Raw genomic sequence first — 24585 nt, 5'->3', positions numbered from 1 at the left:
GGCACCGGGCGAATCTTCTCGATGGGATGTCCGCGATGGCGATGCCGAAAGGCTGCGTGTTCGAAGGTCAGCGAACTGGCCATCCTTTCCTTTTTGAGGGATAGTGTTGAAGTCCCCATCACCCGGCCCGGAGTGCATCTGCACCCGGGCTTTTTTCTGCCTGTTGTCTGCTCAGGCCCAGGCCTCTGCTCTGCTCTGCTCACCCATGGTCTCTCCGACTCTTTCCTGGCCTCAGGCTTTGGAGCATCTACTCAGTGGAGGCGTGCTCAGCCCTGATGACGCTTCGGCGTTGATGGAGGCGTGGTTGTCGGAAGATCTCTCGCCCGTGCAGACCGGCGCATTTCTGGCGGCCTTAAGAGCACGAGGAGTGAACGGAGGCGAACTCGGGGCGATGGCCTCGGTGTTGCGTGCAGCGTGTCCCTTGCCTGGTGCTCGCCCTGATCTGCTGATGGTCGACACCTGTGGAACAGGTGGTGATGGTGCCGACACGTTCAATATTTCGACGGCAGTGGCGTTCACTGCCGCGGCATGCGGCGCCTATGTGGCCAAGCATGGCAATCGCAGCGCCAGCGGCAAAGTGGGTTCAGCAGATGTGTTGGAAGGTCTTGGCCTCCATCTCAAAGCCCCGGCGCAGCAGGTGGTGGAGGCCCTGCCTGAGGCGGGCGTGACGTTTCTCTTCGCTCCTGCCTGGCACCCTGCCTTGGTGAGCTTGGCACCGTTGCGTCGCAGCCTCGGTGTGCGCACAGTGTTCAACCTGCTGGGTCCGCTTGTTAATCCCCTTAGGCCCAATGGCCAGGTGCTGGGTGTGGCGACGGATGATCTGCTCGATCCAATGGCTGAAGCCCTCAACGCGCTCGGGCAGAAGCGCGCCGTGGTGGTGCATGGAGCCGGCGGATTGGATGAAGCCTCTCTTGCTGGGCCCAATCCGGTGCGCATTCTTGAGGATGGGCTCATTCGCAGCGAGTTCATTTCGCCAGCTGATCTCGGACTGGAGGAGGCTCCTCTGGAGGCCCTGCGAGGAGGAGATCTTGCCTGCAATCAAGCCATCCTCAGCGATCTGCTTCAGGGCCGCGGCACCAAGGCACAGTCAGATGTGGTGGCCTTCAACACCGCGCTCGTGCTCTGGGTTGCCGGCGTCGAGATGGATCTGAAAGCCGGAGCTCAGCAGGCCCTGTTGGTGCTGCGAGATGGCTTGGGTTGGGATCGACTCCAGCGTTTGAGCAAAGCCCTGACCCCCGCCGAGGGAGGATGAGAACACGAGCGTTGCTGAAGGGACCGGTCTGCTCATGACTGTTGCTGCATCCAGGGAGCCGGCGTTGCTGGTGCTGGCCGATGGAACGGTGTTCACAGGGTTGGCTTGTGGAGCCGCGGGCAGCGTTGTGGGAGAGGTCGTCTTCAACACGGGAATGACGGGATATCAGGAGGTGATGACCGATCCCAGTTATTCGGGGCAACTGGTGACCTTCACCTATCCAGAGCTGGGCAACACCGGAGTCAATCCTGACGATCAAGAAGCTGAGAAGCCCCATGCAAAAGGCCTGATCGCGCGTCAGATGTCTCCTCTTGCCAGCAATTGGCGCTCTCAACAAAGCCTCCAGGATTGGTTGGCGAGCCATGGCGTGATTGGCATCCATGGCATCGATACACGTGCTCTCGTCCGCCATCTGCGTGAGACCGGGGCCATGAACGGAGTGATCAGTTCAGATGGTCGCTCTCCGGTGGAGCTGTTGGAGCAGGTGCGGTCGGCTCCGTCGATGGAGGGTCTGAACCTGGCTGACAAGGTCTCAACCCCTGAGCCCTACACCTGCAATGAGCCTTGCACGGTCGATTTTGATCGGCGTTTGCAGATCGGGAGACCCCAGGATCCTTATCGCGTGGTGGCGATCGATTTCGGCATCAAGCGGGCGATTCTCGATCGCTTGGTCGGCCACGGTTGCTCGGTGACTGTTCTACCGGCATCAACCGATTTGGACACGGTGTTGTCCCATCAGCCCGAGGGTGTGTTCCTCTCCAATGGACCGGGAGATCCCGCAGCAGTGACCCATGGCATCGAGCTGGCCAAAGGCCTGTTGCAGCAACAGAATCTTCCTCTATTCGGAATCTGCCTTGGCCATCAGATCCTTGGTCTGGCTATCGGGGGAGCCACCTTCAAGCTCGGTTATGGGCATCGAGGTTTAAACCATCCATGCGGAACCACCGGTCAGGTGGAAATCACCAGCCAAAACCATGGTTTCGCGTTGGATGCAGAGAGCCTGCCGGCGGACACCATTGAGATCACCCATCTCAATCTCAACGACCGAACCGTGGCTGCGATGGCCCATCGCAACCAGCCGATTTTCGGCGTTCAGTACCACCCTGAAGCCAGTCCTGGCCCCCACGACGCAGACCATCATTTCGCCAGGTTCGTTGCACTGATGTCAGATCGCCGCTGAACCGTGGTGCGAGTGGTGCAGCATCACTACACTTCGCACGACGCCAAGCGGGAGGTCTGGTCCCATCACTGAACTGCAGCGACTGACGGTTTCGCTCCGGGGCGGCTTTGAACAGCAAGATTCCTGTCTGGTGTTTCATTTCACTGGACAGTTGGATGCTTACTCCGAAAAGCAGTTCATCAGTTACGTGGGAGACGTTCTTAAGACGAACGCCTCACCCGCAGTGTTTGATCTGAGCAAGATTGACTTCCTTGATTCTTCAGGGCTTGGTGCACTGGTTCAGCTCGCGAAACAGTGCAAAGACGCCAAGCGCAGTTTCGTGGTTGTGGGCAACGCCCGTGTTACCCAAACCGTGAAGTTGGTGCGCCTCGAGGGCTTCCTGCATCTGGTGAATGATCTGGAATCCGCTTTCACCCAACTGGCTGCTTGACCGACTGGATCCGGCTGCAGCATTCCCTTCCTGCAGGGGCGTCCGATCTCGGTCCCCTTCAGCTTGCCTGGCTAGGTGATGCCGTCTGGGAGTTGCATCAACGGCTTCGTCACTGCCGTCAGGCCGGACGCGCTAAAGATCTCCACCTTGCGGTTGTCTCCGAAGTTCGTGCTGATGCACAAGCGGTTGCGCTGCAGCGCTTGGACCCCTGGCTGACGGACGAGGAAAGGGATCTGGTTCGTCGGGGCCGCAATCGTGCCGGTCGTGGTCCTCGCGGCGGTGACCCCGCGGCCTATGGCCAGGCCACAGGATTTGAGACAATGGTGGGCTGGCTCTTTTTGCAGAATCCAGCGCGGCTTGCCCAGCTACTGGATCGCCTCGAGGAGAGCGAATCCGCCCTGTCATAACCATCGATTCCATGAGCTCCCGCTTCGACCGCCGCCCACCACGTCCATCCCGTGGTGGTGACTCAGGAGGTGGACGTCCGTCACGTGGCGGGCCGCGCGGACGTCGTCCGCGTCTGGATGGAGCTCCGTCCGGCGGTCGTCGCCGTGATGGTGAAGAGGGGGCCTCGGAGTCGTCTTGGCGCAGCTCCCGCGATGGTGACTTCGGTGGACGCCCTGCCTCCCGTGGTGGCTCCTTCCGAGGCTCCTCCCGTGACAGCGGCAGACCCATGGGCCGTGCTGATCGCCGTGAGCGTCGTTTTGATGAGCGCTCAGGTGGAGATCGTCGCTTTGAACAACGGCGTTTTGACCAAAGGCGTTTTGACGATCGTCGTTCTGGAGATCGCCGGTTTGACGACCGCCGTTTTAACGACCGTCGTTCTGATGAACGCCGCTCAGAGGATCGCCGGTTTGGTGACCGGCGCCCCGGTGGCCGTCGCGTCTCAGATGGTGAAGCTCGCGGCATGCGCCCAGGACGTTCAGACCGTCCGGACCAGCGTTTTGACGAACAACCCCGCGCTGAGGCCAGTGCTCACGGCTCAGAGGGTGTCGCGGATGATCTGCTCTGGGGGCGTCATGCCACCCAGGCGGCATTGGAAGCCGGTCGGCCCATCCATCGCATCTGGTGCACCAGTGAGATGCGGAGCGCTCCCAAATTCATGGCGTTGTTGCGCGATGCGAAAGCGTCTGGAGTGCTGGTGGAGGAAGTCACCTGGGCACGTCTGGCTCAGATGACTGGTGGCGCTGTACACCAGGGCATTGCTCTGCAAACGGCTGCGGCCGACACTCTGAATCTGGAGGATCTGGTGGAAGGTTGCGCCGCATTGCAGGAGGCGCCTCTCCTTTTGGCCCTTGACGGTCTCACCGATCCCCACAATCTGGGGGCGATCGTGCGATCCGCCGAAGCACTCGGCGCTCATGGCGTGGTGTTGCCGCAGCGGCGTAGCGCTGGCCTCACGGGCTCTGTGGCCAAGGTGGCGGCCGGAGCACTTGAACATCTTCCCGTGGCTCGCGTTGTCAATCTCAACCGGTCGTTGGAGACTTTGAAGGATGCCGGCTACCGGGTGATTGGTCTGGCTGAAGAAGGAGATCAGACCCTGGAGGAAGTGGATCTTGAAGGTCCGTTGGTCGTCGTCACAGGCTCCGAGGGCCAGGGACTGTCGATGCTGACCCGACGCCATTGTGATCAGCTCATCCGGATCCCTTTGCGTGGGGTGACACCGAGCCTGAATGCCTCGGTTGCAACTGCGCTCTGTCTCTATGAAGTGGCGCGTCGGGGTTGGATGAAAGGTCTGTCGGGTCAGACCCCCTCACCTCCGATTGTTCGCCCGCAGTTGTCTGTGGCCCATCGCCAGTCCGCTGATGCCTCAGGGGCCAACCTGGATGATGCGCCCGCACAGCCGGTCTTGGCAGATCCGAATCCCGGTGTGGATCTGCAGATGGAGCGCACCACCGAAGCTGTGTCCACGACCTTTGATGGCAGCGTCGATCTGTAACGACCACTGCCACGCACGACCGCGGTTTTGGAAGTGCGTTGGTTGGCCTGTTACGGCCAACGCTGAATCAGGGCACAATGTCGAGGTCTTCACTGCTCCGACATGAGCCCGCTGACTCGACCGATGCGATCGCTTGCCAACGGTCTCGGACTCGCCTGGTGGGCACGGGTTCAGACCCAAAGCCCCGATGTCACGTACTGGTTTGGTCCCTTCGTGCGTCGCTCCACCCTGGAGCGGGAGCTATCCCCCTTTCTGGATGATTTGAAGTCGGAAGCTCCTGCATCGCTGGATCATTCCCTGCTGCGCTGCCGACGCACCGAGCCCTTCACCATTGAATCGGCATCCTGAGGGTTGCTGGTTCTTTGCACCTGGCTGATAGCGTCGCATCTGCACGAAAATCCTGACCATGGCGATCGCCGAATGGCGTCAGCAACTGGCAAAGGGTGAGGTGTCCGCCCGGGAACTCACCGACCATCACCTGGCCAGGATCGAGGCGGTCGATCCCAGTCTTCATGCCTTTCTGGAGGTCACCGCTGAGCGTGCCCGTGCGGATGCGGATCGTGTCGATGCAGCGCGAAGTGCCGGCGAAGAGCTGCCGCCCTTGGCGGGCATTCCTCTTGCCATCAAAGACAATCTCTGCACCAAAGGAGTCCGCACCACGTGCTCCAGCCGCATGCTCGAGCAGTTCGTCCCTCCTTATGAGTCAACGGTGACCAACCGGCTCTGGGCGTCTGGTGCTGTTCTCCTTGGCAAGACCAATCTCGATGAATTCGCCATGGGCGGATCCACGGAGACTTCGGCCTTTGGACCAACAGCCAACCCATGGAACACCGATCATGTACCAGGTGGCAGCTCCGGCGGCAGCGCAGCCGCCGTGGCGGCCGGTGAATGCTTGGCCGCAATTGGTTCCGACACCGGTGGTTCGATCCGTCAGCCTGCCTCCTTCTGCGGAGTTGTAGGTCTGAAACCCACCTACGGACGCGTGAGCCGTTACGGGTTGGTGGCCTTTGCCAGTTCCCTGGATCAAGTGGGCCCGTTCACCTCGACGGTTGCTGACGCGGCGGAGTTGTTGCAGGTGATGGCCGGCGAGGATCCGCGCGATTCCACCTGTCTCAAGGCTCCTGTTCCGGATTACACAGCTGCTCTGGACGCACCAGTTAATGGATTGCGTGTCGGATTGGTTCGGGAATGTTTCGATCAGGAGGGCTTGGACCCCCAGGTCAAGGCATCGGTGCTGGCGGCTGCCGATCAGCTGCAGGCCCTGGGTGCTGAACTGGTCGACGTTTCATGCCCGCGCTTCAACGACGGCATCGCCACCTACTACGTGATTGCCCCTTCGGAGGCTTCCGCCAACCTTGCGCGCTACGACGGCGTGAAATACGGGTACCGGGCTGAGGATGCGGCTTCGTTGGCAGCGATGACGGCTAAGAGTCGTGCTGAGGGGTTTGGCAGCGAAGTGCAGCGCCGAATTTTGATCGGCACCTATGCCCTGTCGGCTGGCTATGTGGATGCCTATTACAAGAAGGCGCAGCAGGTGCGCACATTGATCCGCCGCGATTTCGACGCGGCCTTCCAAGGGGTGGATGTGCTGCTGACGCCCACGGCACCGGGCACGGCATTCCGCAACGGCTCCCACGCCGATGACCCACTGGCGATGTACCTGGCTGATCTGCTGACCATTCCTGCCAATCTGGCTGGATTGCCTGCCATCAGCGTTCCCTGCGGCTTCGACAATGGCGGTCTGCCCATTGGTGTTCAGCTGATCGGCAATGTGTTGGAAGAGCCTCGCCTTCTTCAGGTGGCTCATCAGTACGAACTGGCGGCGTCTGTCATGAAGTCGCGCCCAGAGGCGGCTTTCGTGCCTGCCTAGGGTCTTGCTCTGCCTCGCAAACACTGCATCTGGTGTGAGGTGTTTGTCGTGACCCCTGCATCTTGCGCGGCGGCCTAGGCTGGGGCTATGGCATTTGTTCCCCTTCACAACCACAGCGACTACAGCCTGCTGGATGGCGCTTCTCAGCTGCCCCAAATGGTGGAGAGGGCCAAAGAGCTTGGAATGCCGGCTCTGGCACTCACCGACCATGGGGTGATGTACGGCGCTGTTGAGCTGCTGAAGCTGTGTCGAGGCACAGGGGTTAAGCCGATCATCGGCAATGAGATGTATGTCATCAATGGTTCGATTGATGACCCACAACCCAAGAAAGAGCGTCGTTATCACCTCGTGGTGCTGGCCAAAAATGCTGTCGGCTACCGCAATTTGGTCAAGCTCACCAGCATCAGTCACCTTCGGGGAATGCGCGGCCGCGGCATTTTTTCGCGCGCCTGCATCGATAAACACCTGCTGCAGCAATACAGCGAGGGACTGATCGTTGCCACCGCTTGTCTTGGCGGTGAAATCCCTCAGGCGATCATGCGGGAACGCCCCGATGTGGCCAGGGATGTGGCCCGTTGGTATCAGGAGGTTTTCGGCGACGATTTCTATCTGGAGATTCAGGATCATGGCTCTCCTGAAGATCGCATTGTCAACGTTGAGATCGTCAAGATCGCACGTGAACTCGGCATCAAGGTGGTGGCCACCAACGATGCCCATTACCTCACGCGCAACGACGTTGAGGCCCACGATGCGCTGCTTTGTGTGCTCACGGGAAAGCTAATCAGCGATGAGAAGCGTCTTCGCTACACGGGGACGGAATATCTCAAAACTGAAGAGGAGATGAGGCGCTTGTTTGCTGATCACCTCGAGCCGGAGGTGGTTCAAGAGGCGATTGCCAACACGGTGGCTGTGGCCGAAAAAGTTGAGGACTACGACATCCTTGGGCGCTATCAGATGCCGCGCTTCCCCATCCCTGACGGCCACACACCAATCACCTACCTGCGCGAAGTCACAGAGCAGGGCCTCCGTGATCGCCTTGGCTTGTCTCCGGCCGACAGCATCGACGAGGGCTACGCCGAGCGGATGGCCTACGAACTGAAGATCATGGAGCAGATGGGGTTCCCCACCTACTTCCTGGTGGTGTGGGACTACATCCGCTTTGCACGGGAACAGAGCATTCCGGTCGGCCCCGGTCGTGGGTCTGCGGCTGGATCGTTAGTGGCTTATGCGTTGGGCATCACCAATATTGATCCGGTGAGTAATGGTTTGCTGTTTGAGCGTTTTCTCAATCCTGAACGCAAGTCGATGCCTGATATCGACACCGACTTCTGCATCGAGCGTCGTGGCGAGGTGATCGACTACGTCACACGTCGCTATGGCGAAGAAAAGGTGGCGCAGATCATCACCTTCAACCGGATGACGTCGAAGGCTGTGCTGAAAGACGTGGCCAGGGTGCTCGATATTCCCTACGGCGATGCTGATCGACTGGCCAAATTGATTCCAGTGGTGCGGGGCAAGCCGGCCAAGCTCAAGGCAATGATCGGGGATGAATCGCCGAACCCCGATTTTAAGGAGCGGTACGACAAAGATCCGATCGTGAGGCGATGGGTGGACATGGCGATGCGCATCGAGGGCACCAACAAAACCTTCGGCGTTCACGCTGCTGGTGTGGTGATTGCGGCCGATCCTCTCGATGAACTGGTTCCGCTTCAGCGCAACAACGATGGCCAGGTGATCACGCAGTACTTCATGGAAGACGTGGAGTCGATGGGTCTGTTGAAGATGGATTTTCTGGGGCTGAAAAACCTCACGATGATCGACAAGACCCTGGAGCTGGTGGAGCAGAGCAGCGGTGAACGCATCGATCCTGATCAGCTACCACCGCAGGATGAAGGCACCTTTGACTTGCTGGCCCGTGGCGACTTGGAGGGCATTTTCCAGCTTGAATCCACGGGGATGCGACAGATCGTCCGTGATCTGAAACCTTCGTCGCTGGAAGATATCTCCTCGATCCTGGCCCTTTACCGACCGGGTCCCCTGGATGCGGGGTTGATTCCCAAGTTCATCAACCGCAAGCACGGTCGCGAAGCCATTGACTTCGCCCACAGCACCTTGGAACCGATCCTGAGCGAGACCTACGGAATCATGGTGTACCAAGAGCAGATCATGCGCATTGCTCAGGATCTGGCGGGGTACTCCCTTGGTGAAGCCGATCTGCTGCGTCGTGCCATGGGTAAGAAAAAAGTGTCGGAGATGCAGAAGCATCGCGGCATCTTTGTGAAAGGCGCAACGGAACGCGGCGTGGATGAGAAGGTCGCCGATGAATTGTTTGACCAGATGGTGCTCTTCGCCGAGTACTGCTTCAACAAGAGCCACTCCACGGCTTATGGAGCAGTGACCTACCAGACGGCGTATCTGAAGGCGCATTACCCCGTCGCCTACATGGCTGCACTGCTCACAGTGAATGCAGGTGCCAGCGACAAAGTGCAGCGCTACATCTCGAACTGCAATGCCATGGGCATCGAGGTGATGCCCCCCGACGTGAATGCCTCGGGAACCGACTTCACACCGTTGGATAACCGCATTCTGTTTGGCCTGTCTGCCGTCCGAAATTTGGGAGATGGGTCCATCCGCGCACTCATTCGCTCCCGCCAGTCCGATGGGGCCTTCCAGTCATTGGCGGATTTGTGTGATCGCGTGCCCTCCAGTGTTCTCAATCGGCGCAGTCTCGAAGCCCTGATCCACTGTGGCGCTCTCGATGCCCTCGAGCCTCAGGCCAACCGTGCTCAGTTAATCGCCGATCTTGATCTGCTGCTCGACTGGGCAGGATCCCGTGCCCGTGATCGCGCCAGTGGTCAGGGCAACCTCTTTGATCTGATGGCAGCGCCTGCCGACGATGCGTCAGACAGCGCCACTGATTTGAGTTTGGCGCCGAAGGCCGCTCCGGTGAAGGACTATCACCCCAGTGAAAAGCTCAAGCTGGAAAAAGACTTGGTGGGCTTCTACCTGTCTGATCACCCGCTCAAACAGCTCACAGCACCGGCTCGGTTGTTGGCTCCCATTGGCTTGGGGAGCCTCGAGGAGCAAGCCGATAAGGCCAAGGTGAGTGCGATTGCCATGGTGAGTGAGATGCGTCAGGTCACCACCCGCAAGGGTGACCGGATGGCGATTCTTCAGCTCGAGGATCTCACGGGTTCCTGTGAGGCGGTGGTGTTCCCGAAGAGCTATGCGCGTCTCGCCGATCATCTGATGGCTGAGGCACGTTTGCTGATTTGGGCGGCAGTGGATCGCCGTGATGAACGCGTGCAGTTGATCGTGGATGACTGCAGAGCGATCGACGATTTGCGTCTTTTGCTGGTGGAACTCGATCCAGATCAGGCCTGTGATGTGGCGGTGCAGCACAAGTTGAGGGAGTGCCTCCATGCCCATCGACCAGATCAGGATGAGCTGGGTGTGAGGGTGCCTGTTGTTGCCGCTGTGCGTCGCGGTTCTGAGGTCAAATATGTTCGCCTCGGCCCACAATTCTGCGTGAAGGATGTGGTGGCAGCGCGCCAACACCTGCAAGACAGCTCTTTCACCGTGAGCTGCAGTGATCCCTTGATGAATTAACCACGACGGTTCAACTCTGTTTTTGCGCTTTGATCGAGCTGCGAAGTCGTTGAAGGTTTGGTTTGAGGTGTTCCAGCCCCAGCAGGCTCCCAGGCTGGGGCTCCCAGCTGGCGGAAAGCACGCCGTAGCTGAGGCCAATCAGCCCGAGCAGGAAAAAGAAACCGGATGCCACCAGAGTGATCCCAGGCGGGATATCGAGAATGCCTCGACTGACCAGCAGGTAGCTGATCACAAAAACGGCCATCCCCAGCACGGAGGGAACTCCGGTGGAGATGGCGACGCGGCGGGCCATGCGATCTGCCACTTCCCTGGGAATTCCTTGACTCCCACTGGACGGTGAAGGAGAACGTCGCGGTTCAAAAGGGAGCGGATCGCGTCGTTCAGCCATGGATTGGGAAACCTGCCGGGTGCGGCTCAGCCGCGGATGCCCAGTTTGGCGATCAGGCTCGTGTAACGCTGTTCGCTCTTGCCACGCACGTAGCTGAGCAGGCGCTTGCGCCGGCCGATCATCTTCAGCAGACCCTGACGGGAGGAATAGTCGTGGATGTTCTGCTGCAGGTGGCTGCTGAGCTTCGAGATGCGCTCGCTCAACATCGCCACCTGAACCTCTGCCGATCCCGTGTCGGTGGCGTGGGTTTGGTGGGTGTTGATCAGCTGCTGCTTTTCAGTGGTATCGAGCGACATGCGCGGTGTCTTGCCCAGACAGTGCAAACAACCAATTTACCTTCTCGAGGTCCCTATCAAGCCGATTGGCTCAACCAGCGCAAGCTGGCCCGCAACCAACCCTCAGGGTCGTTGGCGGCAGGACACTCCGTGGCCGAGGCAACGGCTCGCATCGCACGACGGATTTCCAGGTCTTCGTAGCCGAGCGTTTCCAGTGTGAGCTGAAGTTCCTGCAGCGATTCCGGATGGATCGGCAGAGCTTGGATGTCGCTGCGATCGACGAGTGACAAAGCGGGTTCTTCACTGCTCGGTGCCCATGCACCCAAGCGATCCCGTAGCTCCACGGCGATCCTCTCTGCCGTGCGCTTGCCAACACCTTGTGCCTGCGTCAAGCGTTTCAGATCGCCTTCAATGATGGCGGTCACCAAAACGGCGGCTGTGCAGCTGTCAAGCAATGAAAGCGCCACCTGTGGACCAACACCATTGACGCCGATCAAAGTCCTGAACAGATCCCGATCCATCTGCAAAGGGAATCCGTACAAGTGCGAGCCGTCTTCGCGATGGACCTGATGGATCCAGAGTGTGCAGCTGTCTCCGCTAAGCGATGTTTGATCCCGACGGGTGAGTTGCACCTCATAGCCCACGCCTGCGCAAGCGATCACCAGCCCGTGTCGTCCGCCCTGTTCCCAGGCCTGGATGCGTTCGCCTTGAAGCCAGCCGATCACGACGGTCTCCGGGGAAGGATGGGCGGATTCACGTGGGGTTCCGATTCAGAGAGGACTGATCAGCGCCATGATGCCGCTGTTGCTCTCCCAACGACGCGCTTTCGAGTGGCAGTGGATTCCAGAGCTTGACCAGACTGAGAGGTCGTCAAACCTGCTGTTGTTGGGCTTGGCGTTCTAGTTCCTCTTCGGCTGCAAGCTCGCGGAGGTACCGGCGGTGCTGTGGTGATTCGTGACCGGAGAGGGACTGGATCCTGCTGTTCATTGAAGAAGGAAATGTCCTCCTCGAAGGAGTGAACGTTCTGTGAGTCATGCAATTTCAAAGGTATTTGATCTCGCGCTTCGATCCCGATTGGATGTCTTGCGTATAACGATCCTCTCATGATCGGGGTGGTGCCGCAATCGTTGATTGCCGATTGCTGTTTTCGTAAAGGCAAACTCAGCCCCGGCAACCAGGGATGCACTGACATCACGCCGTTTTGAGTGTGACGACGTGATGGTGTTGCTGATGTGAACCTAAGACTTCACTGAGCCGAGATCAGCCTGCCAGCGTGGCCGGAGCTGCTGCTTTCTCGCGCAGTTCCGCATCGATCACCAGCAGAGCAGCCGGTTGATTGTCAGCAAATTTCACGCGGCCAAGAAGATAAGCCGCCTCGTGTTCGGAGAGCCTTTGGCCTTCCACAATTGGGTCGAGAAAAACAGTGGTTCTCATGTCATTGTCACGTTCGGCAGTTTTGTAAAGCTGCAGAACAGATGATGTGACGTCGGCTTCCATTCGAAACACGTCCGAGACCACAGCTTCGCAGTGACTCCATTGCTGACAGGGGGGTTCAATGGTGTCGAGCACCACGGTTTGACCCCGGGAGATCAAATAGTCGGCGAACTGTGCAGCATGCTGCTGTTCTTGATTGCCTTCGTCGCGTAAATGGTTGGCGAATCCAACGAGTTCTCGTTCGGCGAACCAGATGGCTGTGGCGAAATAAGCCGCTGCAGACTGGCGCTCCATATTGAGATGAGCCTGCATGTGCTCGAGCAATTCGGCCGACATCGGCTCGGCCATGGCTCGGCCTGAGGGGCCTGTTGCCACATTGCTGGAAGTTTGGATGGGTGCTGTATGGGTCATGTTTCTCCTCGCGGTTTGATTCGTGTTCGTGAGTCAATTATGCCTGAAAGATTGACTTACGGCGAGGAAATGAATGAGAAAGATTTGTTTTTGAGAATCATCTTCAAGTGCATTTGTTGTTCTTAGGTGGAGCGATCGAAGTGCTTGTTTTTCTTGATCTTCATTCTCAAAAAGGCTGAATCGTGACCTGGCCTTCTGTTGTCGTCCCGCTGGTGATGCGTGATCTGCCGTCTGGAATCGGCTGCGGCGGCTTGGGCGTTCTGTTCCAGCACTTCACGAGAGGTGGGAGGGCCTGCCAGCCTGGTGTCACAGTTTCGAGTGTGCTGCAACATTGCAGTGATCTCGTGTCGTGATCTCTCCATGCTTTCACTGTTCAGCCGTTGGCGCAGAGCCCTTCTGTCGTTGCTGCTGGTGGGACTGATCTTGGTGGGTTTGTCCGCATGCTCCGTCAGTGATCGACCGTCGCGTGGTGTTCTGCTCAGTGCCCTGGGTCAGCAGATTCAGCTCACCCAAAACGCCATTGCCCAATCGCTTGATCTTCAAGCCTCTGGCGTGCCGGAGGTCAGTCGGGTCCGGATCGAGCAACAAGAGAGTCTTCGCATCGGCGATCAGAAGGGCGTGCACCTCACCGGTCGGTTCGATTGGCGACTTCCAGGCGATGCCGTGAAGGTGGACAGTCCTTTCGAGCTGTTCCTGGAACGCGGGGAACGCGGCGAAAGCTGGAGATTGGCGCTCCCCAGCGGTTCCGATGACGGCAATTCCCAAACCTGGATTACGTATCCGCTGGCGATTGATCCGGCCTGACCGTCTGCCGGGCGCTGAGGCTGATCAAGGTGGCACCCAACACGCAGAGTGCTCCCACCACCACGGTTCCGGTGATCGATTCGGCGAAAAACAGCACACCCCAGAGCGTGGCAAAGACCACCTGCACGTAATTGATGGAGGTGGCTCGCGCCGCCGGTAGGGCCGTGAGCCCTTGCGTCAGCCACACCTGTCCTAACTGCGTGAACAAACCAACGCCCAGCAGCCAGATCCAGTCGGTTCTGGTGGGCTGCACCATCGTGTTGATCAACAAGGGCAGGGTTGCTGGCACCGATACCAACGGGAAATAAAACACGATCACCAGCGGATGCTCCCGCGCCGAGAGCTGCCGCACGCTTACGTAGGCCAAAGCGGTCATCAGCGCTCCACCGAGGCCGATCGATGCCGCCATTGCCGGGAGACTGGCCCCATCCTGCCCAATCCATTCCGGCTGCACGACGAGCAGCACACCGATCAGTCCCAGCAGGATCGCCAGGCTGATTCGCTTGCGGATCGGCTCACCCAGCAGCGCCCAAGCGCAGAGAGCCGTGAGGGTGGGGTAGGTGTATTGCAACAGCGTCGCAGCCGCCAGGGGTAGAGCCGCCAGAGCCTGGAAGAACAGCAGCAGCGCAACAGTCCCCAGCACCCCGCGCACGATCAGCAGTCCCTTCTGGTGTCCCCAGGGCGACACCCGTAGACGCGCCAGCATCGTCCAGGTGATCACGATGCTGATCACGGAGCGGATCAACACGATCTGCGCTACTGGCAAGCGGCCGCCCAGGTGCTTAACGCATACGGTCATCAAGCTGAAGGCGAGCGCTGCCCCGATCAGGGATAGTCCTGCTCTCCAGTCCTTCGTTGACTGAGACCCTCGGATGGTCGCTAGCAGGCCCTGCATCGCTCGGTCCATGGGAATCCGGTTAACGATGCCATCCATCGGATCTGGCCTCTTCCGCCGGTGTCTCCCACAATGGGCTGATGGCTATGCCCCGCCTTCATCCCCGCACCATCGAGGCCGTCAAAGAGCGCGCCGACATCGTTGATGTGGTGGGCGAGCACGTGGTGCTCAAGAAAAAAGGTCGGGAGTTTGTCGGCATCTGTCCGTTCCACGACGACAGCAAGCCGTCGATGACCGTGTCACCGGCGAAGCAGTTCTACTACTGCTTTTCTTGTGGAGCAGGGGGGAATTCCATCAAGTTCCTGATGGAGTTTCAGCGCCAGAGCTTCAGCGATGTGGTGCTGGATCTGGCTCGCCGATATCAGCTGCCGGTGGAAACCGTTGATGGACCGCAGCAGGAGCGTCTCAAACAACAGTTGTCACGTCGCGACAAGTTGCATCGCGCTTTGACGCTTGCGGCGGGTTGGTTCCGTTCGCAGCTCAGAACATCCGAGGGGGCTGATGCCCTGCGCTATCTGCGCGAGACACGCGGTTTGAACGAAGCCACGCTCGAACAGTTCGAGCTCGGGTATGCACCCGATCAATGGGATGGATTGCTCAAGCACCTCCAGCAGGTGGAGGGACTCGCTCCCGAGCTCCTGGAAGCTGCGGGTCTGGTTGTGCCGCGTAAAGGCGGTAATGGCTTCTACGACCGTTTCCGTCATCGCGTGATGGTGCCCATCCGCGATCGTCAGGGCCGTGTGATCGGCTTCGGCGGTCGCAGTTTGGATGGAAGCGAGCCGAAATATCTCAACTCCCCTGAAACAGAGGTGTTCGAGAAGGGCAAGCATCTGTTTGGTCTCGACCGGGCGTCATCAGCGATCCGTAAAGACGACCGGGCTGTGGTGGTCGAGGGTTATTTCGATGTGATTGCCCTGCACGCTGCTGGGGTGACCAATGCCGTGGCTTCTCTTGGGACAGCACTCAGTGGTCAGCAGATCACGCAGCTGTGTCGCTGCAGTGACGGCAAGCGCATCGTGCTCAATTTCGATGCGGACGGCGCGGGTGTCCGCGCTGCCAATCGTGCCATCGGAGAAGTGGAACAGCTGGCCCTTCAAGGGCAGCTGGAGCTGCGGGTGTTGCACCTGCCATCCGGCAAGGATCCAGATGAATTTCTCAAGGACCATGGCGCCGCTGACTACCGCGCCTTGCTGGACCAGGCACCGCTCTGGCTGGATTGGCAGATCGAACAGGTTCTCGAGGGCAGAGATCTCACGAAGGCTGACCAGTTCCAGCGTTCGGTGTCTGCCCTGGTTGAGCTGCTCGGCAAGTTGCCCCAGTCAGCGATTCGTACCCACTACATCCAGCAGGTGGCGGAACGCCTCAGTGGTGGCCAGGGGCGCTTGGCCCTACAGCTGGAAGAGGATCTGCGCCAACAGGTGCAGGGGCAGCGTTGGCACGGCCGTTCCGCTCGCCATGAAAAAGCCGGTGAAGCCAGTCAGCGTGAGCGCTGTGAAGCGGAGATTCTGCGGCTTTATCTGCACTGCCCCTCGTACCGTGGCGCCATCCGTCAGGAACTGAGACGACGGGAGCTGGAAGATTTCGCCTTGCAGCACCATCGGCTGCTCTGGTCTGAGATCACGGATCTGGAAGAGGGCAATCTCGGCAGCATGCGCCTGGAGTCGATCAGTCGCGGAGAGGATCGAGGTGACACGCTTGCAGACCTTGATCTGCCTCGCCTGCTCACGGATCAGCTGCTCCTGGAAAGCAGTGATCTCGTGCAACGCTTAACCCCTCTTTTGGAGCCTGGGGAGCTGCAGCGTGTCGCTTTGGCACGACCCATGGAGCAGCTGCGGGGGACGGCTGCCATGTTGGAGCGACAGAAAAGCCACAAACGCTGTCGGCATCTGCTTGAAGCTTGGACTGGTCAACGGTTGGAGACGCTCGAGCGCTGCATTGCTGTGCTGATTGACCAAGAAAAAGATCAGAAGTCCACCGAAGTGATCGACATGGAACAACGCATCCAAGGCATGTTTGAAGATCTCAATGCTGAAGCGCTGCGTTTTCAGGAGCTTTATTACAGCGAGCGTCGCCACATCCAGCACCTCGATCAGCAGCGATGTGCCGGCTACGCTCTGGAAGAACAGCCTCCGTCTGGTTCCGATGCGGCTGAACAACCGGCCCCATCGGTCAACGGTTGATTGAGCTGTCCACGCACGAGTTTGGCCAGCAGTGGCATCGCTTCCATCGGCCACTGATGCTCGGCTATCAGAGTTTCCAGTTCGGACGAACGTTGCAGCACCATCTGAAAGGCCTGATGGTGATGGGCTGCCTCCAGGGTTGAGACATAAACATGGGCACGCGCGTCGTTGTTGGGATGCGCGTTTTGGGAAAGTCCCAATCCCCGCCTGAACAGATCCGCGTCAAAACGACCGAGTGCTGCGGTCATCCCGAGGGCATCCGCAACTAGCTCGTCGTAGAGATTGATCCGCATCTCACCGACCAGCCGACGGCAGGCGATATGGGTCAACTCATGTTCCAGCCGCCAGGTCTGGGAGCGTTCAATCCATTGGTCAGCGGAAGGCTGATCGGGAATTGTGTCTGCGGGGAGTGAGGAATAGGGAGCTCTGTGCAACAGCAAAATCTGACAGCGCGTTCGTCGGTCCACCTCCCTGATCAGTCCCCAGTGGATCAGGCCGGAGATGGCCTGCGCATGCACGGTTGGTTGCACCGGAACCGCTTCACAGCGGTTGGCCAGACAGCGCACCGCCAGCACGAAATCTCTGTGATCACTGAAGCTGAGCACCGGTACGGCACCGGTGGGATGGGCTGCCAGGCTGATCGATGGCCCTGCAGGATCATGCAGCCTTGGCGCTTGCTCTAGATCAGCGGCTTGCGCTGGCTCTCCCCGCATCACTAGCCGCTGGTAGGCCTCCCCGCTGCGCACGTTGTTGCCCGGGCTGAGCAGCAGCTGGGGCAGAAGCAGGCGAAGTGCGTCCCACGGTCGCTCTGCTCTGGAATGGTTCAGCCACTGCCTCCACCAGCGTTCTCTGGCATCGGCGCAGACGGGCAGCGACGGCCAGATGGCATTCGCGTCCTTGAAGGGTCGGCAGTATTCCGCAAGGGTCTGCATGGCCTGCTGATCCACTCTGCAATGGGTCTAGCCAGGCGCTGTTGTGGATGCCCATCCAGTTGGACCGAACCATCGTGCATCGCTGTCGTCCAGGTCTTGGGGCAGTGGACCGGCCCGGGGGGCATGATCAAGGCGATCGTCGAGCGACGCTGATGTCCGAATTCTTTGAAGCGATCTGGAATGACGAGGGCATCGGCGATGGCGGTGATCTGCAGGAGGCGTTGCAGGCTTATGTGGCCGTTAAGCCTGACGACAATGACTGGATTGCTGCCTGTGCAAGTCAGGAGGTCCCACCGCGGATCGAGCGGTTTGCCTCTTTCGACGCGTATCTCGACAACGACGATGCCCTCGAGGTGATTCCCGTGACACCGCAGATGATTGTGGTGGCGATCGAACAACTGCCGGTCTGATGTCTGATTCTTCCGTTGATTTCGCGTCCTGTGAACCGGTCAATGACCTTTGGCCGTCACTGGTAGAGACCCTGGGGCTCGAACGATCGCAGCGTGCTGTGCGTCAGGCGCTGGACCTCCAAGCCATGAGCGGCAGCGCGTCGACTGTGCCTGTGCTCTTCTGCGAAACCTGTGGTCTTGCCTTGGCCAGCACCGATCTGCTGCGCGAGCAGACCGGATTGAACAGCCATGGAGATCGCTTTGTGCTGCTTCTCTCAACCCGATCAGCGACGGTGCAGCTGGTTTGTCCCACTTAGATCGCTCTTGACAACACAGACAGCGTCTTGAATTGTCGACATGATGGTTGATCTCGATTCGCTGCCATTTCATGACCGGTGAGCCAACCGATCCCACTGGGTTCAATCCCCTCGCCATGGTCGACATGTGGGAAGACATGCATGCGTTGGTTGCGGCATGGGAGTCGAAGCACCTCGCCAACCCTGCTGTTGCAGCTGCAGCTCTGGAAGAGTTTGCAGCGGCGTTGGTGCAACGACCGAAGCCGTTTTAGTGCCTTTTGAATTGAGGGGCTGACGGCGGTTCAAGAACGGCTGTTGGTGATCAGCTCGTCATGAGCCCGCTGTCTTGAACCAATGTTTTCGACAAGGGTCGTCGCCTGTGCTGAGCCGATCTGGTTACGGTTTGCACTGCTGCCTCCGATTCATGAGTGATTACACCGTTGCCATCTGGGCCACGATCGGGCTGATGGTGGTGTTCACGGTCCCTGTGGTCTGGCAGTTTCTGCAGCCCAACGACGATGACTTCGGTGATCTCACCAAGCGTCCGAAATAACGCCGGGTTGATGCCTCTCAGTCCAGTTGCACGCCGACCTGCATTGACAGGCTGTTGTTGATGCGCGGTGTTTGCAACTCGTTGTAGATCAACTGACCGTTCAGCGAGGTGAACAGGCGTTCGTTGCCCATCGGGAAAATTTTGAGGCCAACCGCGAACACGTTGTTGGTTTTGAAGCCATCGGCGAAGGCGCCTGTGTAGGTGTTGGTCACATTCAGGCGCAGTGCTGAGTTGGGGTTCCACTGCAGTTCGGCGCGGGCTGTGGTTGCTGGATAAGCCTGGCCGCAGATTGGGTCTGCTTCACAGCCTGTGCCTCCCCAGGTGCTCTGCACCGATGGACCTAGCGACACCCTGAAGCGTGTGCTGTCGTTTTGGAACAGGTCGTAGCCCAGGCCAATGGAGCCCACAAAGGTGTCGGTGCCGATTTTGTTCAGCGTGTCGTAATTGAAGCGTGTGCCGGCATACGCACTCAGCCTGTTGCCGAGCGCTCGGGTGTAGCGCAGCTCGGCATCACCTTCATTGGTGTCGGTGCCCGCCTTGCTTTCACCCTTGTCGCGCGACACTTCGTATTCAGCACTACCCCGAAGCACCACCTCATCGGCTCCTTGGGTGTAGCTGATGCTCAGTTGACCGGTTGCGCCGCTGTCAAAATCATCGTCGGTGTTGGAGCCCGACAGGCCACCGGACAAGCTCAGTTTCCAGGGTTTGTGCTGCGGCGGTGGGACCAGCGCCGTTTTTGGAATGCTGAGACGTCCCAGCACCGGATGGTCCAGGACGATCGTGCTGTCGGTGGTGTCGGCTTCGACCAGTTCTCCGTGAAGCTTGTCGCCGTTGCGCAGCTCGAGTGTGACGGTCTCCGCCTTGGCCGCGGCTCCCAAGCAGATCAGGCCTGCGGTGAGAAGTGCACTTGTTTTCAGCACGCGTCCGGTTATTAACATCGGCCAAATTTTTTCATAACGTTCCAAATTGTCCTGTTACGCCTGGACCATAGGGACATCACTCAGGCGCGTTGTGGCCGCATGCCCCAACCGTTCTCGCCGCATGCCCCAAGCGGGATGTAGGCCACAGGCTGCCCATTGCACGGTGCCTCTGCCGTAGCGGCGGTTGAGTCCATCGATTGTGTGCATCAGCGTTGCCCGCCGCTGTTGCTCCTGGTCGCTGCAGGGCACGAGCAGGTGGTGCTGCAGGTGGTCGGTGCTCTGCAGGTGCTGCATCAGTACACCGGCTTTCGTGAGTTGGCGATGGGGCTGAAAAATTCGTTCCACCAGGGGCAGTGCAGCATGCAGCAGCGTCTGCGTGTCATTGCTGGGCAGATCCAGCTGGATGCTGGCGCTGCGGCTGTAGAAGGCGGGCACAAACGGACTGGTGCGGGTGTAAATGCTCAGCGAAGCAGCGCGCTGCCGTTGTTTGCGCAGTTTTTCGGCTGCACGCACCACATACGTGGCCACGGCTTCACGCAGCTCCGTGAGGGAGTTGATCGGTTGGCTGAAACTGCGGCTGACGCAGGTTTCCTGTTTTGGAGAGGGGGCCAGATCGAGGGGCAGGCAGGCATGGCCCTGCAGTTCCCGTTGCAGGCGCAGCCCCACCACACCCGCTTTGGCGCGAAGTGGACCGCTGGCCATGTCACGCAGTTCCCGGGCATTGCGAATGCCACGCGCTCGGCACCAGCGGGCGAGTTTTCGACCGATGCCCCACACGTCTTCAATGTCGATCGTTTCCAGCCAGCGGTCTGCGTCGCTGCAATGCCCCAGGTCAAAGAGACCGGCATGGCCGGGATTCACCTTGGCCAAACGGTTCGCCAGTTTCGCTTGCCCTTTGCTCGCCCCTAGGCCGATGGCGATCGGCAGCCCCAGGTTGCGTCGGGCCAGGGCTCGCACCTGGCGTCCCCAGGGCAGCAGATCAAGCGTCGATGGTCGACTGATCTGGGCAAAGGCTTCATCGATGGAATACACCTCAAGGTCTTCCACCTGGCTCTCCAGCAGACTCATCAACCGCTGGCTCATGTCGGCGTAGAGGGCGTAGTTGGAGCTGCGCACCACGACGCCTTGCCGCTCCAAATCGCTTCTCACCTTGAAATAAGGCGTTCCCATCTTGATGCCGAGAGCCCGGGCTTCAGCACTGCGGGCCACGATGCAGCCGTCGTTGTTGGAGAGCACGACCACCGGTCGGCCGAGCAGAGCCGGGTCGAGGCTTTGCTCGCAGGAGGCATAGAAGTTGTTGGCGTCGATCAGGGCCGTCACTCGGGCCATGGTGTTCAGAGCGGGTGGATCACGTGCACGGCCACCCCCCAGATCTGCACGTCACCACAGGTCTGCAGTTCCAGGGGTGGGTAGTCGGGATTGGCCGCTTCTAGGCGCAGGCGGCCGTGATGACGCACCAGTCGCTTCAGGGTGAAACCGCCGTCGAGAACAGCCACCACCACCCGTCCTGGCCGAGGGTTGAGGCTGCGGTCTACCACCAGCAGATCGCCGTCATGAATGCCGGCACCGGTCATGGAATCACCGCTGACCCGGAGAAAGAACGTGCTGGTGGGATGGCGGATCAGTTGATCGTTGAGGTCGATGCCCACATCCACGTAGTCCTCTGCTGGAGAGGGGAAGCCAGCGGCGACCTGTTCAGCGGCGAGGGGCAGCGGCAAGGGCGCCCGTTGTGCTCGCAGGGGTTGTGGTGGATGCAGGCAGGGGCGATCGATCGCCATGGCAATAGACCCCACGAATCAAACACTGTAATAGTACAGGTGTTCTAATTCATTGGTGGGTCTGGTGCGGCCCTTGGAGAATGCAGGTGGACAGCGCGTCAGCGATGGCGGACTGGGCGTCGCTGTCGAAATGCACGCCATCAAGAGGAGAGGGGGCCGCGACGCGCTGCACATCGAAGCTGGCCACCTGCAGCTCCTCAGCGAGGCTCAGGTAGCGCGCGGCGACAGCCTTCGATTTCGTGTCAGCCCCAGCAAACCCCCAGGTCAGCGACTGCGGCGTGATCCTCACCAAGGGCGGTGTCATCAGCACGATGTGGGGTGTGCGTTCGGGGCGATCACGCGGTCCGCAATCCACCGCCTGGCGGATGTCGTGAATGAGGATGCTGGCTCCGGCAGCGATCTGTTCAGCCGCCAGGTTGAGGTAGTGCTTGCAGTCGTTGCAGCCCAACGCCAGCACCACGACATCGATCGGTTTGTGGGTGTGCAGAGCGGTCTTCACGTGGGATCGTCCATTGCAGCTGTAGTCCGCGCCATAGCTGACGGCACCGATGGGGTCATCCATCAGCCAGGTGCGGGAATTCAAGCCGTCTTCCACCGTGCGCCAGAGGGGCCCTGTGGATGCTTGATTCAGGCGGCGCTCCAGTTGATTCGGCCAGCGCGTTGCATAGGGCAGTCGACCGCTGCCATCAGGGTTGAATCCCCAGGTGTTCGAGTCGCCGAAGCAGAGCACCGTCTTCGGCTCTTGACGCGCTGGAGTCATGGCAGGGATGGCGGTGGCGCGCTCTCAGTTCAGCGATGAATCAAGGCTGCTGCCATTCAGGCCGGGATCGGGGGAGGATGCGGCGAATGATGTTGTCTTGATGGCGGACGCTCCGTACCTCGTGGCTTTGGCGCTGATGGAGCAGGAGGGGCGTCGCGCTCTTCCGCTGACCGGCCGCTCTCTCCCTGCCGAGGCTGTTGCAGCAGAGCCCACGACCATCGCCCATGCGCTGGCTCTGGAGCTCTTGCTTCGCCTCTGGCAACGCAGTGACGAGGGTGCGTTGCAGCGGGCCTGTGGTGTGGAGAGTCTGTTGCTGGTGGAGTTGCCGATGGATGCGCTGCCCGAAGCCCTGCCCACGCTCAAGGCCGCTTGGTTGAACAGCGGTGACGTCGAGGCCTTTCAGGGCGGCCTTCGGGCAATCTGTGGTCGCGCCTGGACGATCAGCGTCGCCAAATTTGAGTCCGTCACCCTGACGCCTTGGCCCGCTTGATCGAGACCAATTCTTTGCCGGTCGACCTGACAGTGCCCTAAGCGTTGCGTGCTGAACGGGTTTGACAACGCGTTTGTAGTTTTGTGCGTTCTGTGCCAACGCCTCGCTGGCTAGTGAGCAAGCCGGTCCAAGCCATCCTGCAGCTGCAGAGATCATTCGCCAGCTGACGCCCCCTGTGCGTAGCTGGGTGATTTCCAATGGTGGCGTTGTGATACCGATTGGACGGAAGTTTTGGTTGCAACAGTTTTGGTTGCAACAGATTGATCGCGCCGCCGCAGCCGCGTTTAATCCCAAACAATTAACAAATGTAGTTCACAAAATTAACTAAAGTATAATAATTATGTGTTTTGATTGTATAAATTGATGCCGTCAAACGATAGTGTATTGGCTAGATTAAATGTTTCAGAGACATTTGGTATGAATGTATTGGCAATGCTAGTGGGAATGAGATCAAATTTGCCGATTTCGATGTCTAAGCTTCCGATGTCGTAAACAAAACCTGGAAGTGAGATTGTGTCTTCAACGCTAAAGCCCAAAGCCTCAAGATTGATCCCAGCATCAACGGAAATTGTATCGGTGATTTGTGGGTTTCCTTGGTTGTCTAATCCAATTGAAATCGCATTTTCAAGAAATATTGGCAAGTTGATGCTGACCAACGACACCCCCGTTCCCTCTTCTTTGGCGATGAGGCCCGCTGAAAGCGTCACGCCAGGATTGATATTAAAGTCGAGCTCCAGGCCTGTCAGCGCATCGCGAATGGCTGAGTCTGATGTTGAATCGATGGTTTTCCCGCTAACTGAAGCATTGATTTTCGGAACAAGATCTGGTTGGAAGGTGGGATCTCCATAGAAACCAAAGTCAGACTTTAGGTCGCCCTTGACTAACTTACTTATTCCGGCTGGATTGGATAGCAAATCAAAGATGTTGCGGATGCTGTTATCTCCAAGATCGTAATTGGCGCCAATGACGATGGCGGTATCCATTGCGGTGGATGTGTCTAATGAAACGTCTAGCTCGATCGTTTTGGGTTCGTTGGATGTGTAAGTGATGGATCCTCCAAATCCAATCCCGGCCGAAATTGATGTGATGCCATCAGATTCTTGATATGAAAATTGTTTTGTCTTGCCTCCAGATTGGTCTCCAGGCGTGTAGCCAATGGATGGGAGCTGGAACGTTCCCTTGTCTTTGAGTTCAATCTTGAGATTGAATCCAATATCAAGGTTCGCAAAGGCATCAAGATTTATATTGGCGCCAAGGCCACCTTGAATTTGGCGATTTGATACGGTGGGTAATTGACCCCCGTATTCTAAAGAGAATGATGCGAGCTGTTCACCCTCATCATAGGAGCTCTCAAGGCTTATTTTGGGAGTCAATGTAATGATTGGTGGTTCGAGATTTGAATCTCCAGATGCGCTAATATTAATTGGTTTCGATGGAATGGTTAGATCTTTTCGTAAAATGGTTCCTGCACCGGATTGAACAACACTAAAGGGGTTGAGAATAATTTTTTCGGCATTCCCTGGGCCAGCAAGTGCTGCGATGCCTTCGATGATTGGCGCAATATCTTTAGCAACAGCCTGCTCGATATCTTTCTCGATGGTTTGTTCAGCATTGGCAATATTTTGCCCTAGGCTTTTAAAAAAGTCATCAACAGTGTTGGCGTCTTTTTTAAAAGTAGAAGCTACTTTATTTCCAAGGTTTTGAAGCCACGAGCCAAATGACATAATCTTCCTTGCAATAATCCACGTTAAGCGGGAGCAATCCTCCTGCTGCAGCCTTAGTCTTTATTTAATCTTTATT

Annotated in this window: 26 protein-coding genes; 15 read left to right on the top strand and 11 right to left on the bottom strand. The window is 58.6% G+C overall.

Going from position 1 to position 24585, the window contains the following annotated elements; all coding sequences use genetic code 11:
- Positions 1-205 precede the first annotated feature (205 nt).
- The 8 genes from trpD (at position 206) to SynA1560_RS08775 (ending at position 10280) form a co-directional block, all read left to right on the top strand.
- Entirely contained in the window at positions 206-1252 is a 1047-nt protein-coding gene (trpD, locus tag SynA1560_RS08810; RefSeq protein WP_186501632.1) for an anthranilate phosphoribosyltransferase, read from the top strand.
- Positions 1253-1286: 34 nt separating this feature from the next.
- Positions 1287-2432, top strand: coding sequence for a glutamine-hydrolyzing carbamoyl-phosphate synthase small subunit (carA, locus tag SynA1560_RS08805; protein ID WP_186500185.1), 1146 nt, complete (start codon positions 1287-1289; stop codon positions 2430-2432).
- A gap of 82 nt (positions 2433-2514) precedes the next feature.
- Entirely contained in the window at positions 2515-2862 is a 348-nt protein-coding gene (locus tag SynA1560_RS08800) for an STAS domain-containing protein (protein ID WP_186501631.1), read from the top strand.
- Positions 2859-3269: a ribonuclease III domain-containing protein gene (locus SynA1560_RS08795; protein WP_186468949.1), complete on the top strand. Its 411-nt coding sequence runs from the start codon at positions 2859-2861 to the stop codon at positions 3267-3269. Before SynA1560_RS08800 ends, SynA1560_RS08795 begins: the two co-directional genes overlap by 4 nt.
- A gap of 11 nt (positions 3270-3280) precedes the next feature.
- Entirely contained in the window at positions 3281-4801 is a 1521-nt protein-coding gene (rlmB, locus tag SynA1560_RS08790) for a 23S rRNA (guanosine(2251)-2'-O)-methyltransferase RlmB (protein ID WP_186500177.1), read from the top strand.
- 102 nt (positions 4802-4903) lie between these two features.
- Positions 4904-5149, top strand: a complete 246-nt coding sequence (locus SynA1560_RS08785; protein WP_186468947.1) for a DUF1816 domain-containing protein — start codon at positions 4904-4906, stop codon at positions 5147-5149.
- Positions 5150-5207: 58 nt separating this feature from the next.
- Entirely contained in the window at positions 5208-6671 is a 1464-nt protein-coding gene (gene gatA, locus SynA1560_RS08780; RefSeq protein ID WP_186500175.1) for an Asp-tRNA(Asn)/Glu-tRNA(Gln) amidotransferase subunit GatA, read from the top strand.
- An 87-nt stretch (positions 6672-6758) separates the two neighbouring features.
- On the top strand, positions 6759-10280 hold the full coding sequence (locus SynA1560_RS08775) for a DNA polymerase III subunit alpha (protein WP_186500174.1): 3522 nt from the start codon (positions 6759-6761) through the stop codon (positions 10278-10280).
- A gap of 10 nt (positions 10281-10290) precedes the next feature.
- On the opposite strand, the gene SynA1560_RS08770 is transcribed toward SynA1560_RS08775, so the two are convergent.
- The 4 genes from SynA1560_RS08770 to SynA1560_RS08755 all read right to left on the bottom strand — a co-directional run bounded on the left by SynA1560_RS08770 (position 10291) and on the right by SynA1560_RS08755 (position 12788).
- Positions 10291-10668 carry a PAM68 family protein gene (locus SynA1560_RS08770; protein ID WP_186468944.1) on the bottom strand — a complete coding sequence of 126 codons (378 nt, stop codon included), beginning with the start codon at positions 10666-10668 and terminating at the stop codon, positions 10291-10293.
- A gap of 26 nt (positions 10669-10694) precedes the next feature.
- Positions 10695-10964, bottom strand: coding sequence for a 30S ribosomal protein S15 (gene rpsO, locus SynA1560_RS08765; RefSeq protein WP_186468943.1), 270 nt, complete (start codon positions 10962-10964; stop codon positions 10695-10697).
- Positions 10965-11020: 56 nt separating this feature from the next.
- Positions 11021-11668: a Holliday junction branch migration protein RuvA gene (gene ruvA, locus SynA1560_RS08760; protein WP_186500173.1), complete on the bottom strand. Its 648-nt coding sequence runs from the start codon at positions 11666-11668 to the stop codon at positions 11021-11023.
- A gap of 535 nt (positions 11669-12203) precedes the next feature.
- Positions 12204-12788 (bottom strand): ferritin, encoded by a 585-nt coding sequence (locus tag SynA1560_RS08755; RefSeq protein ID WP_186500172.1) that lies wholly within the window; start codon positions 12786-12788, stop codon positions 12204-12206.
- 360 nt (positions 12789-13148) lie between these two features.
- On the opposite strand from SynA1560_RS08755, the gene SynA1560_RS08750 reads away from it, so the two are divergent.
- Positions 13149-13592, top strand: a complete 444-nt coding sequence (locus SynA1560_RS08750) for a hypothetical protein (protein WP_186468940.1) — start codon at positions 13149-13151, stop codon at positions 13590-13592.
- Here SynA1560_RS08750 and SynA1560_RS08745 read toward each other — a convergent pair.
- Positions 13561-14526 (bottom strand): DMT family transporter, encoded by a 966-nt coding sequence (locus tag SynA1560_RS08745; protein ID WP_255476897.1) that lies wholly within the window; start codon positions 14524-14526, stop codon positions 13561-13563. The genes SynA1560_RS08750 and SynA1560_RS08745 overlap by 32 nt on opposite strands.
- 41 nt (positions 14527-14567) lie before the next feature.
- On the opposite strand from SynA1560_RS08745, the gene dnaG reads away from it, so the two are divergent.
- Complete coding sequence (gene dnaG / locus SynA1560_RS08740; protein ID WP_186500171.1) at positions 14568-16667, top strand: DNA primase; 2100 nt, start codon at positions 14568-14570, stop codon at positions 16665-16667.
- Here dnaG and SynA1560_RS08735 read toward each other — a convergent pair.
- Positions 16595-17599, bottom strand: a complete 1005-nt coding sequence (locus tag SynA1560_RS08735) for a hypothetical protein (RefSeq protein WP_222930203.1) — start codon at positions 17597-17599, stop codon at positions 16595-16597. The two genes, dnaG and SynA1560_RS08735, sit on opposite strands and share 73 nt — an antisense overlap.
- Positions 17600-17751: 152 nt before the next feature.
- On the opposite strand from SynA1560_RS08735, the gene SynA1560_RS08730 reads away from it, so the two are divergent.
- The 4 genes from SynA1560_RS08730 to SynA1560_RS13820 all read left to right on the top strand — a co-directional run bounded on the left by SynA1560_RS08730 (position 17752) and on the right by SynA1560_RS13820 (position 18837).
- Positions 17752-18009 carry a hypothetical protein gene (locus SynA1560_RS08730; protein WP_186471123.1) on the top strand — a complete coding sequence of 86 codons (258 nt, stop codon included), beginning with the start codon at positions 17752-17754 and terminating at the stop codon, positions 18007-18009.
- Positions 18009-18305, top strand: coding sequence for a hypothetical protein (locus SynA1560_RS08725; RefSeq protein WP_186468937.1), 297 nt, complete (start codon positions 18009-18011; stop codon positions 18303-18305). Before SynA1560_RS08730 ends, SynA1560_RS08725 begins: the two co-directional genes overlap by 1 nt.
- Positions 18306-18376: 71 nt before the next feature.
- Complete coding sequence (locus SynA1560_RS08720; RefSeq protein ID WP_186468936.1) at positions 18377-18556, top strand: hypothetical protein; 180 nt, start codon at positions 18377-18379, stop codon at positions 18554-18556.
- Positions 18557-18708: 152 nt separating this feature from the next.
- On the top strand, positions 18709-18837 hold the full coding sequence (locus SynA1560_RS13820; RefSeq protein WP_255443022.1) for a hypothetical protein: 129 nt from the start codon (positions 18709-18711) through the stop codon (positions 18835-18837).
- A gap of 17 nt (positions 18838-18854) precedes the next feature.
- On the opposite strand, the gene SynA1560_RS08715 is transcribed toward SynA1560_RS13820, so the two are convergent.
- Genes SynA1560_RS08715 through SynA1560_RS08700 form a run of 4 tightly spaced genes read right to left on the bottom strand, consistent with a single transcriptional unit; the run spans position 18855 to position 22295 of the window.
- Entirely contained in the window at positions 18855-19775 is a 921-nt protein-coding gene (locus SynA1560_RS08715; protein WP_186500169.1) for a DUF481 domain-containing protein, read from the bottom strand.
- 36 nt (positions 19776-19811) lie between these two features.
- On the bottom strand, positions 19812-21086 hold the full coding sequence (locus tag SynA1560_RS08710) for a Y-family DNA polymerase (protein ID WP_186500168.1): 1275 nt from the start codon (positions 21084-21086) through the stop codon (positions 19812-19814).
- A 5-nt stretch (positions 21087-21091) separates the two neighbouring features.
- On the bottom strand, positions 21092-21535 hold the full coding sequence (locus SynA1560_RS08705; protein ID WP_186468933.1) for a LexA family transcriptional regulator: 444 nt from the start codon (positions 21533-21535) through the stop codon (positions 21092-21094).
- A gap of 49 nt (positions 21536-21584) precedes the next feature.
- Complete coding sequence (locus tag SynA1560_RS08700; RefSeq protein ID WP_186468932.1) at positions 21585-22295, bottom strand: SGNH/GDSL hydrolase family protein; 711 nt, start codon at positions 22293-22295, stop codon at positions 21585-21587.
- Positions 22296-22395: 100 nt separating this feature from the next.
- Between SynA1560_RS08700 and SynA1560_RS08695 the strand changes: the two genes are divergently transcribed.
- Positions 22396-22785 carry a hypothetical protein gene (locus tag SynA1560_RS08695; protein WP_186500166.1) on the top strand — a complete coding sequence of 130 codons (390 nt, stop codon included), beginning with the start codon at positions 22396-22398 and terminating at the stop codon, positions 22783-22785.
- A 338-nt stretch (positions 22786-23123) separates the two neighbouring features.
- Here SynA1560_RS08695 and SynA1560_RS08690 read toward each other — a convergent pair whose 3' ends face one another.
- Entirely contained in the window at positions 23124-24509 is a 1386-nt protein-coding gene (locus SynA1560_RS08690; protein WP_186500164.1) for a hypothetical protein, read from the bottom strand.
- Between the last annotated feature and the right edge of the window lie 76 nt (positions 24510-24585).

The organism is Synechococcus sp. A15-60 (assembly GCF_014280095.1).
In the GTDB taxonomy this organism is placed as follows: Bacteria; Cyanobacteriota; Cyanobacteriia; order PCC-6307; family Cyanobiaceae; genus Synechococcus_C.
The sequence above is the reverse complement of the archived record's forward strand: the minus strand, read 5'-3'. Positions and strand labels throughout refer to the sequence as shown.

What these genes read in the sequence shown, in the direction of transcription:
- trpD (WP_186501632.1), top strand. Translation starts at nt 206, where the DNA reads ATGGTCTCTCCGACTCTTTCCTGGCCTCAGGCTTTGGAGCATCTACTC.
- carA (WP_186500185.1), top strand. Translation starts at nt 1,287, where the DNA reads ATGACTGTTGCTGCATCCAGGGAGCCGGCGTTGCTGGTGCTGGCCGAT.
- rlmB (WP_186500177.1), top strand. Translation starts at nt 3,281, where the DNA reads ATGAGCTCCCGCTTCGACCGCCGCCCACCACGTCCATCCCGTGGTGGT.
- SynA1560_RS08785 (WP_186468947.1), top strand. Translation starts at nt 4,904, where the DNA reads ATGAGCCCGCTGACTCGACCGATGCGATCGCTTGCCAACGGTCTCGGA.
- gatA (WP_186500175.1), top strand. Translation starts at nt 5,208, where the DNA reads ATGGCGATCGCCGAATGGCGTCAGCAACTGGCAAAGGGTGAGGTGTCC.
- SynA1560_RS08775 (WP_186500174.1), top strand. Translation starts at nt 6,759, where the DNA reads ATGGCATTTGTTCCCCTTCACAACCACAGCGACTACAGCCTGCTGGAT.
- SynA1560_RS08770 (WP_186468944.1), bottom strand. Translation starts at nt 10,668, where the DNA reads ATGGCTGAACGACGCGATCCGCTCCCTTTTGAACCGCGACGTTCTCCT.
- rpsO (WP_186468943.1), bottom strand. Translation starts at nt 10,964, where the DNA reads ATGTCGCTCGATACCACTGAAAAGCAGCAGCTGATCAACACCCACCAA.
- SynA1560_RS08755 (WP_186500172.1), bottom strand. Translation starts at nt 12,788, where the DNA reads ATGACCCATACAGCACCCATCCAAACTTCCAGCAATGTGGCAACAGGC.
- SynA1560_RS08750 (WP_186468940.1), top strand. Translation starts at nt 13,149, where the DNA reads ATGCTTTCACTGTTCAGCCGTTGGCGCAGAGCCCTTCTGTCGTTGCTG.
- SynA1560_RS08745 (WP_255476897.1), bottom strand. Translation starts at nt 14,526, where the DNA reads ATGGATGGCATCGTTAACCGGATTCCCATGGACCGAGCGATGCAGGGC.
- dnaG (WP_186500171.1), top strand. Translation starts at nt 14,568, where the DNA reads ATGGCTATGCCCCGCCTTCATCCCCGCACCATCGAGGCCGTCAAAGAG.
- SynA1560_RS08735 (WP_222930203.1), bottom strand. Translation starts at nt 17,599, where the DNA reads ATGCAGACCCTTGCGGAATACTGCCGACCCTTCAAGGACGCGAATGCC.
- SynA1560_RS08730 (WP_186471123.1), top strand. Translation starts at nt 17,752, where the DNA reads ATGTCCGAATTCTTTGAAGCGATCTGGAATGACGAGGGCATCGGCGAT.
- SynA1560_RS08725 (WP_186468937.1), top strand. Translation starts at nt 18,009, where the DNA reads ATGTCTGATTCTTCCGTTGATTTCGCGTCCTGTGAACCGGTCAATGAC.
- SynA1560_RS08720 (WP_186468936.1), top strand. Translation starts at nt 18,377, where the DNA reads ATGACCGGTGAGCCAACCGATCCCACTGGGTTCAATCCCCTCGCCATG.
- SynA1560_RS13820 (WP_255443022.1), top strand. Translation starts at nt 18,709, where the DNA reads ATGAGTGATTACACCGTTGCCATCTGGGCCACGATCGGGCTGATGGTG.
- SynA1560_RS08715 (WP_186500169.1), bottom strand. Translation starts at nt 19,775, where the DNA reads ATGTTAATAACCGGACGCGTGCTGAAAACAAGTGCACTTCTCACCGCA.
- SynA1560_RS08710 (WP_186500168.1), bottom strand. Translation starts at nt 21,086, where the DNA reads ATGGCCCGAGTGACGGCCCTGATCGACGCCAACAACTTCTATGCCTCC.
- SynA1560_RS08705 (WP_186468933.1), bottom strand. Translation starts at nt 21,535, where the DNA reads ATGGCGATCGATCGCCCCTGCCTGCATCCACCACAACCCCTGCGAGCA.
- SynA1560_RS08700 (WP_186468932.1), bottom strand. Translation starts at nt 22,295, where the DNA reads ATGACTCCAGCGCGTCAAGAGCCGAAGACGGTGCTCTGCTTCGGCGAC.
- SynA1560_RS08695 (WP_186500166.1), top strand. Translation starts at nt 22,396, where the DNA reads ATGGCGGACGCTCCGTACCTCGTGGCTTTGGCGCTGATGGAGCAGGAG.
- SynA1560_RS08690 (WP_186500164.1), bottom strand. Translation starts at nt 24,509, where the DNA reads ATGTCATTTGGCTCGTGGCTTCAAAACCTTGGAAATAAAGTAGCTTCT.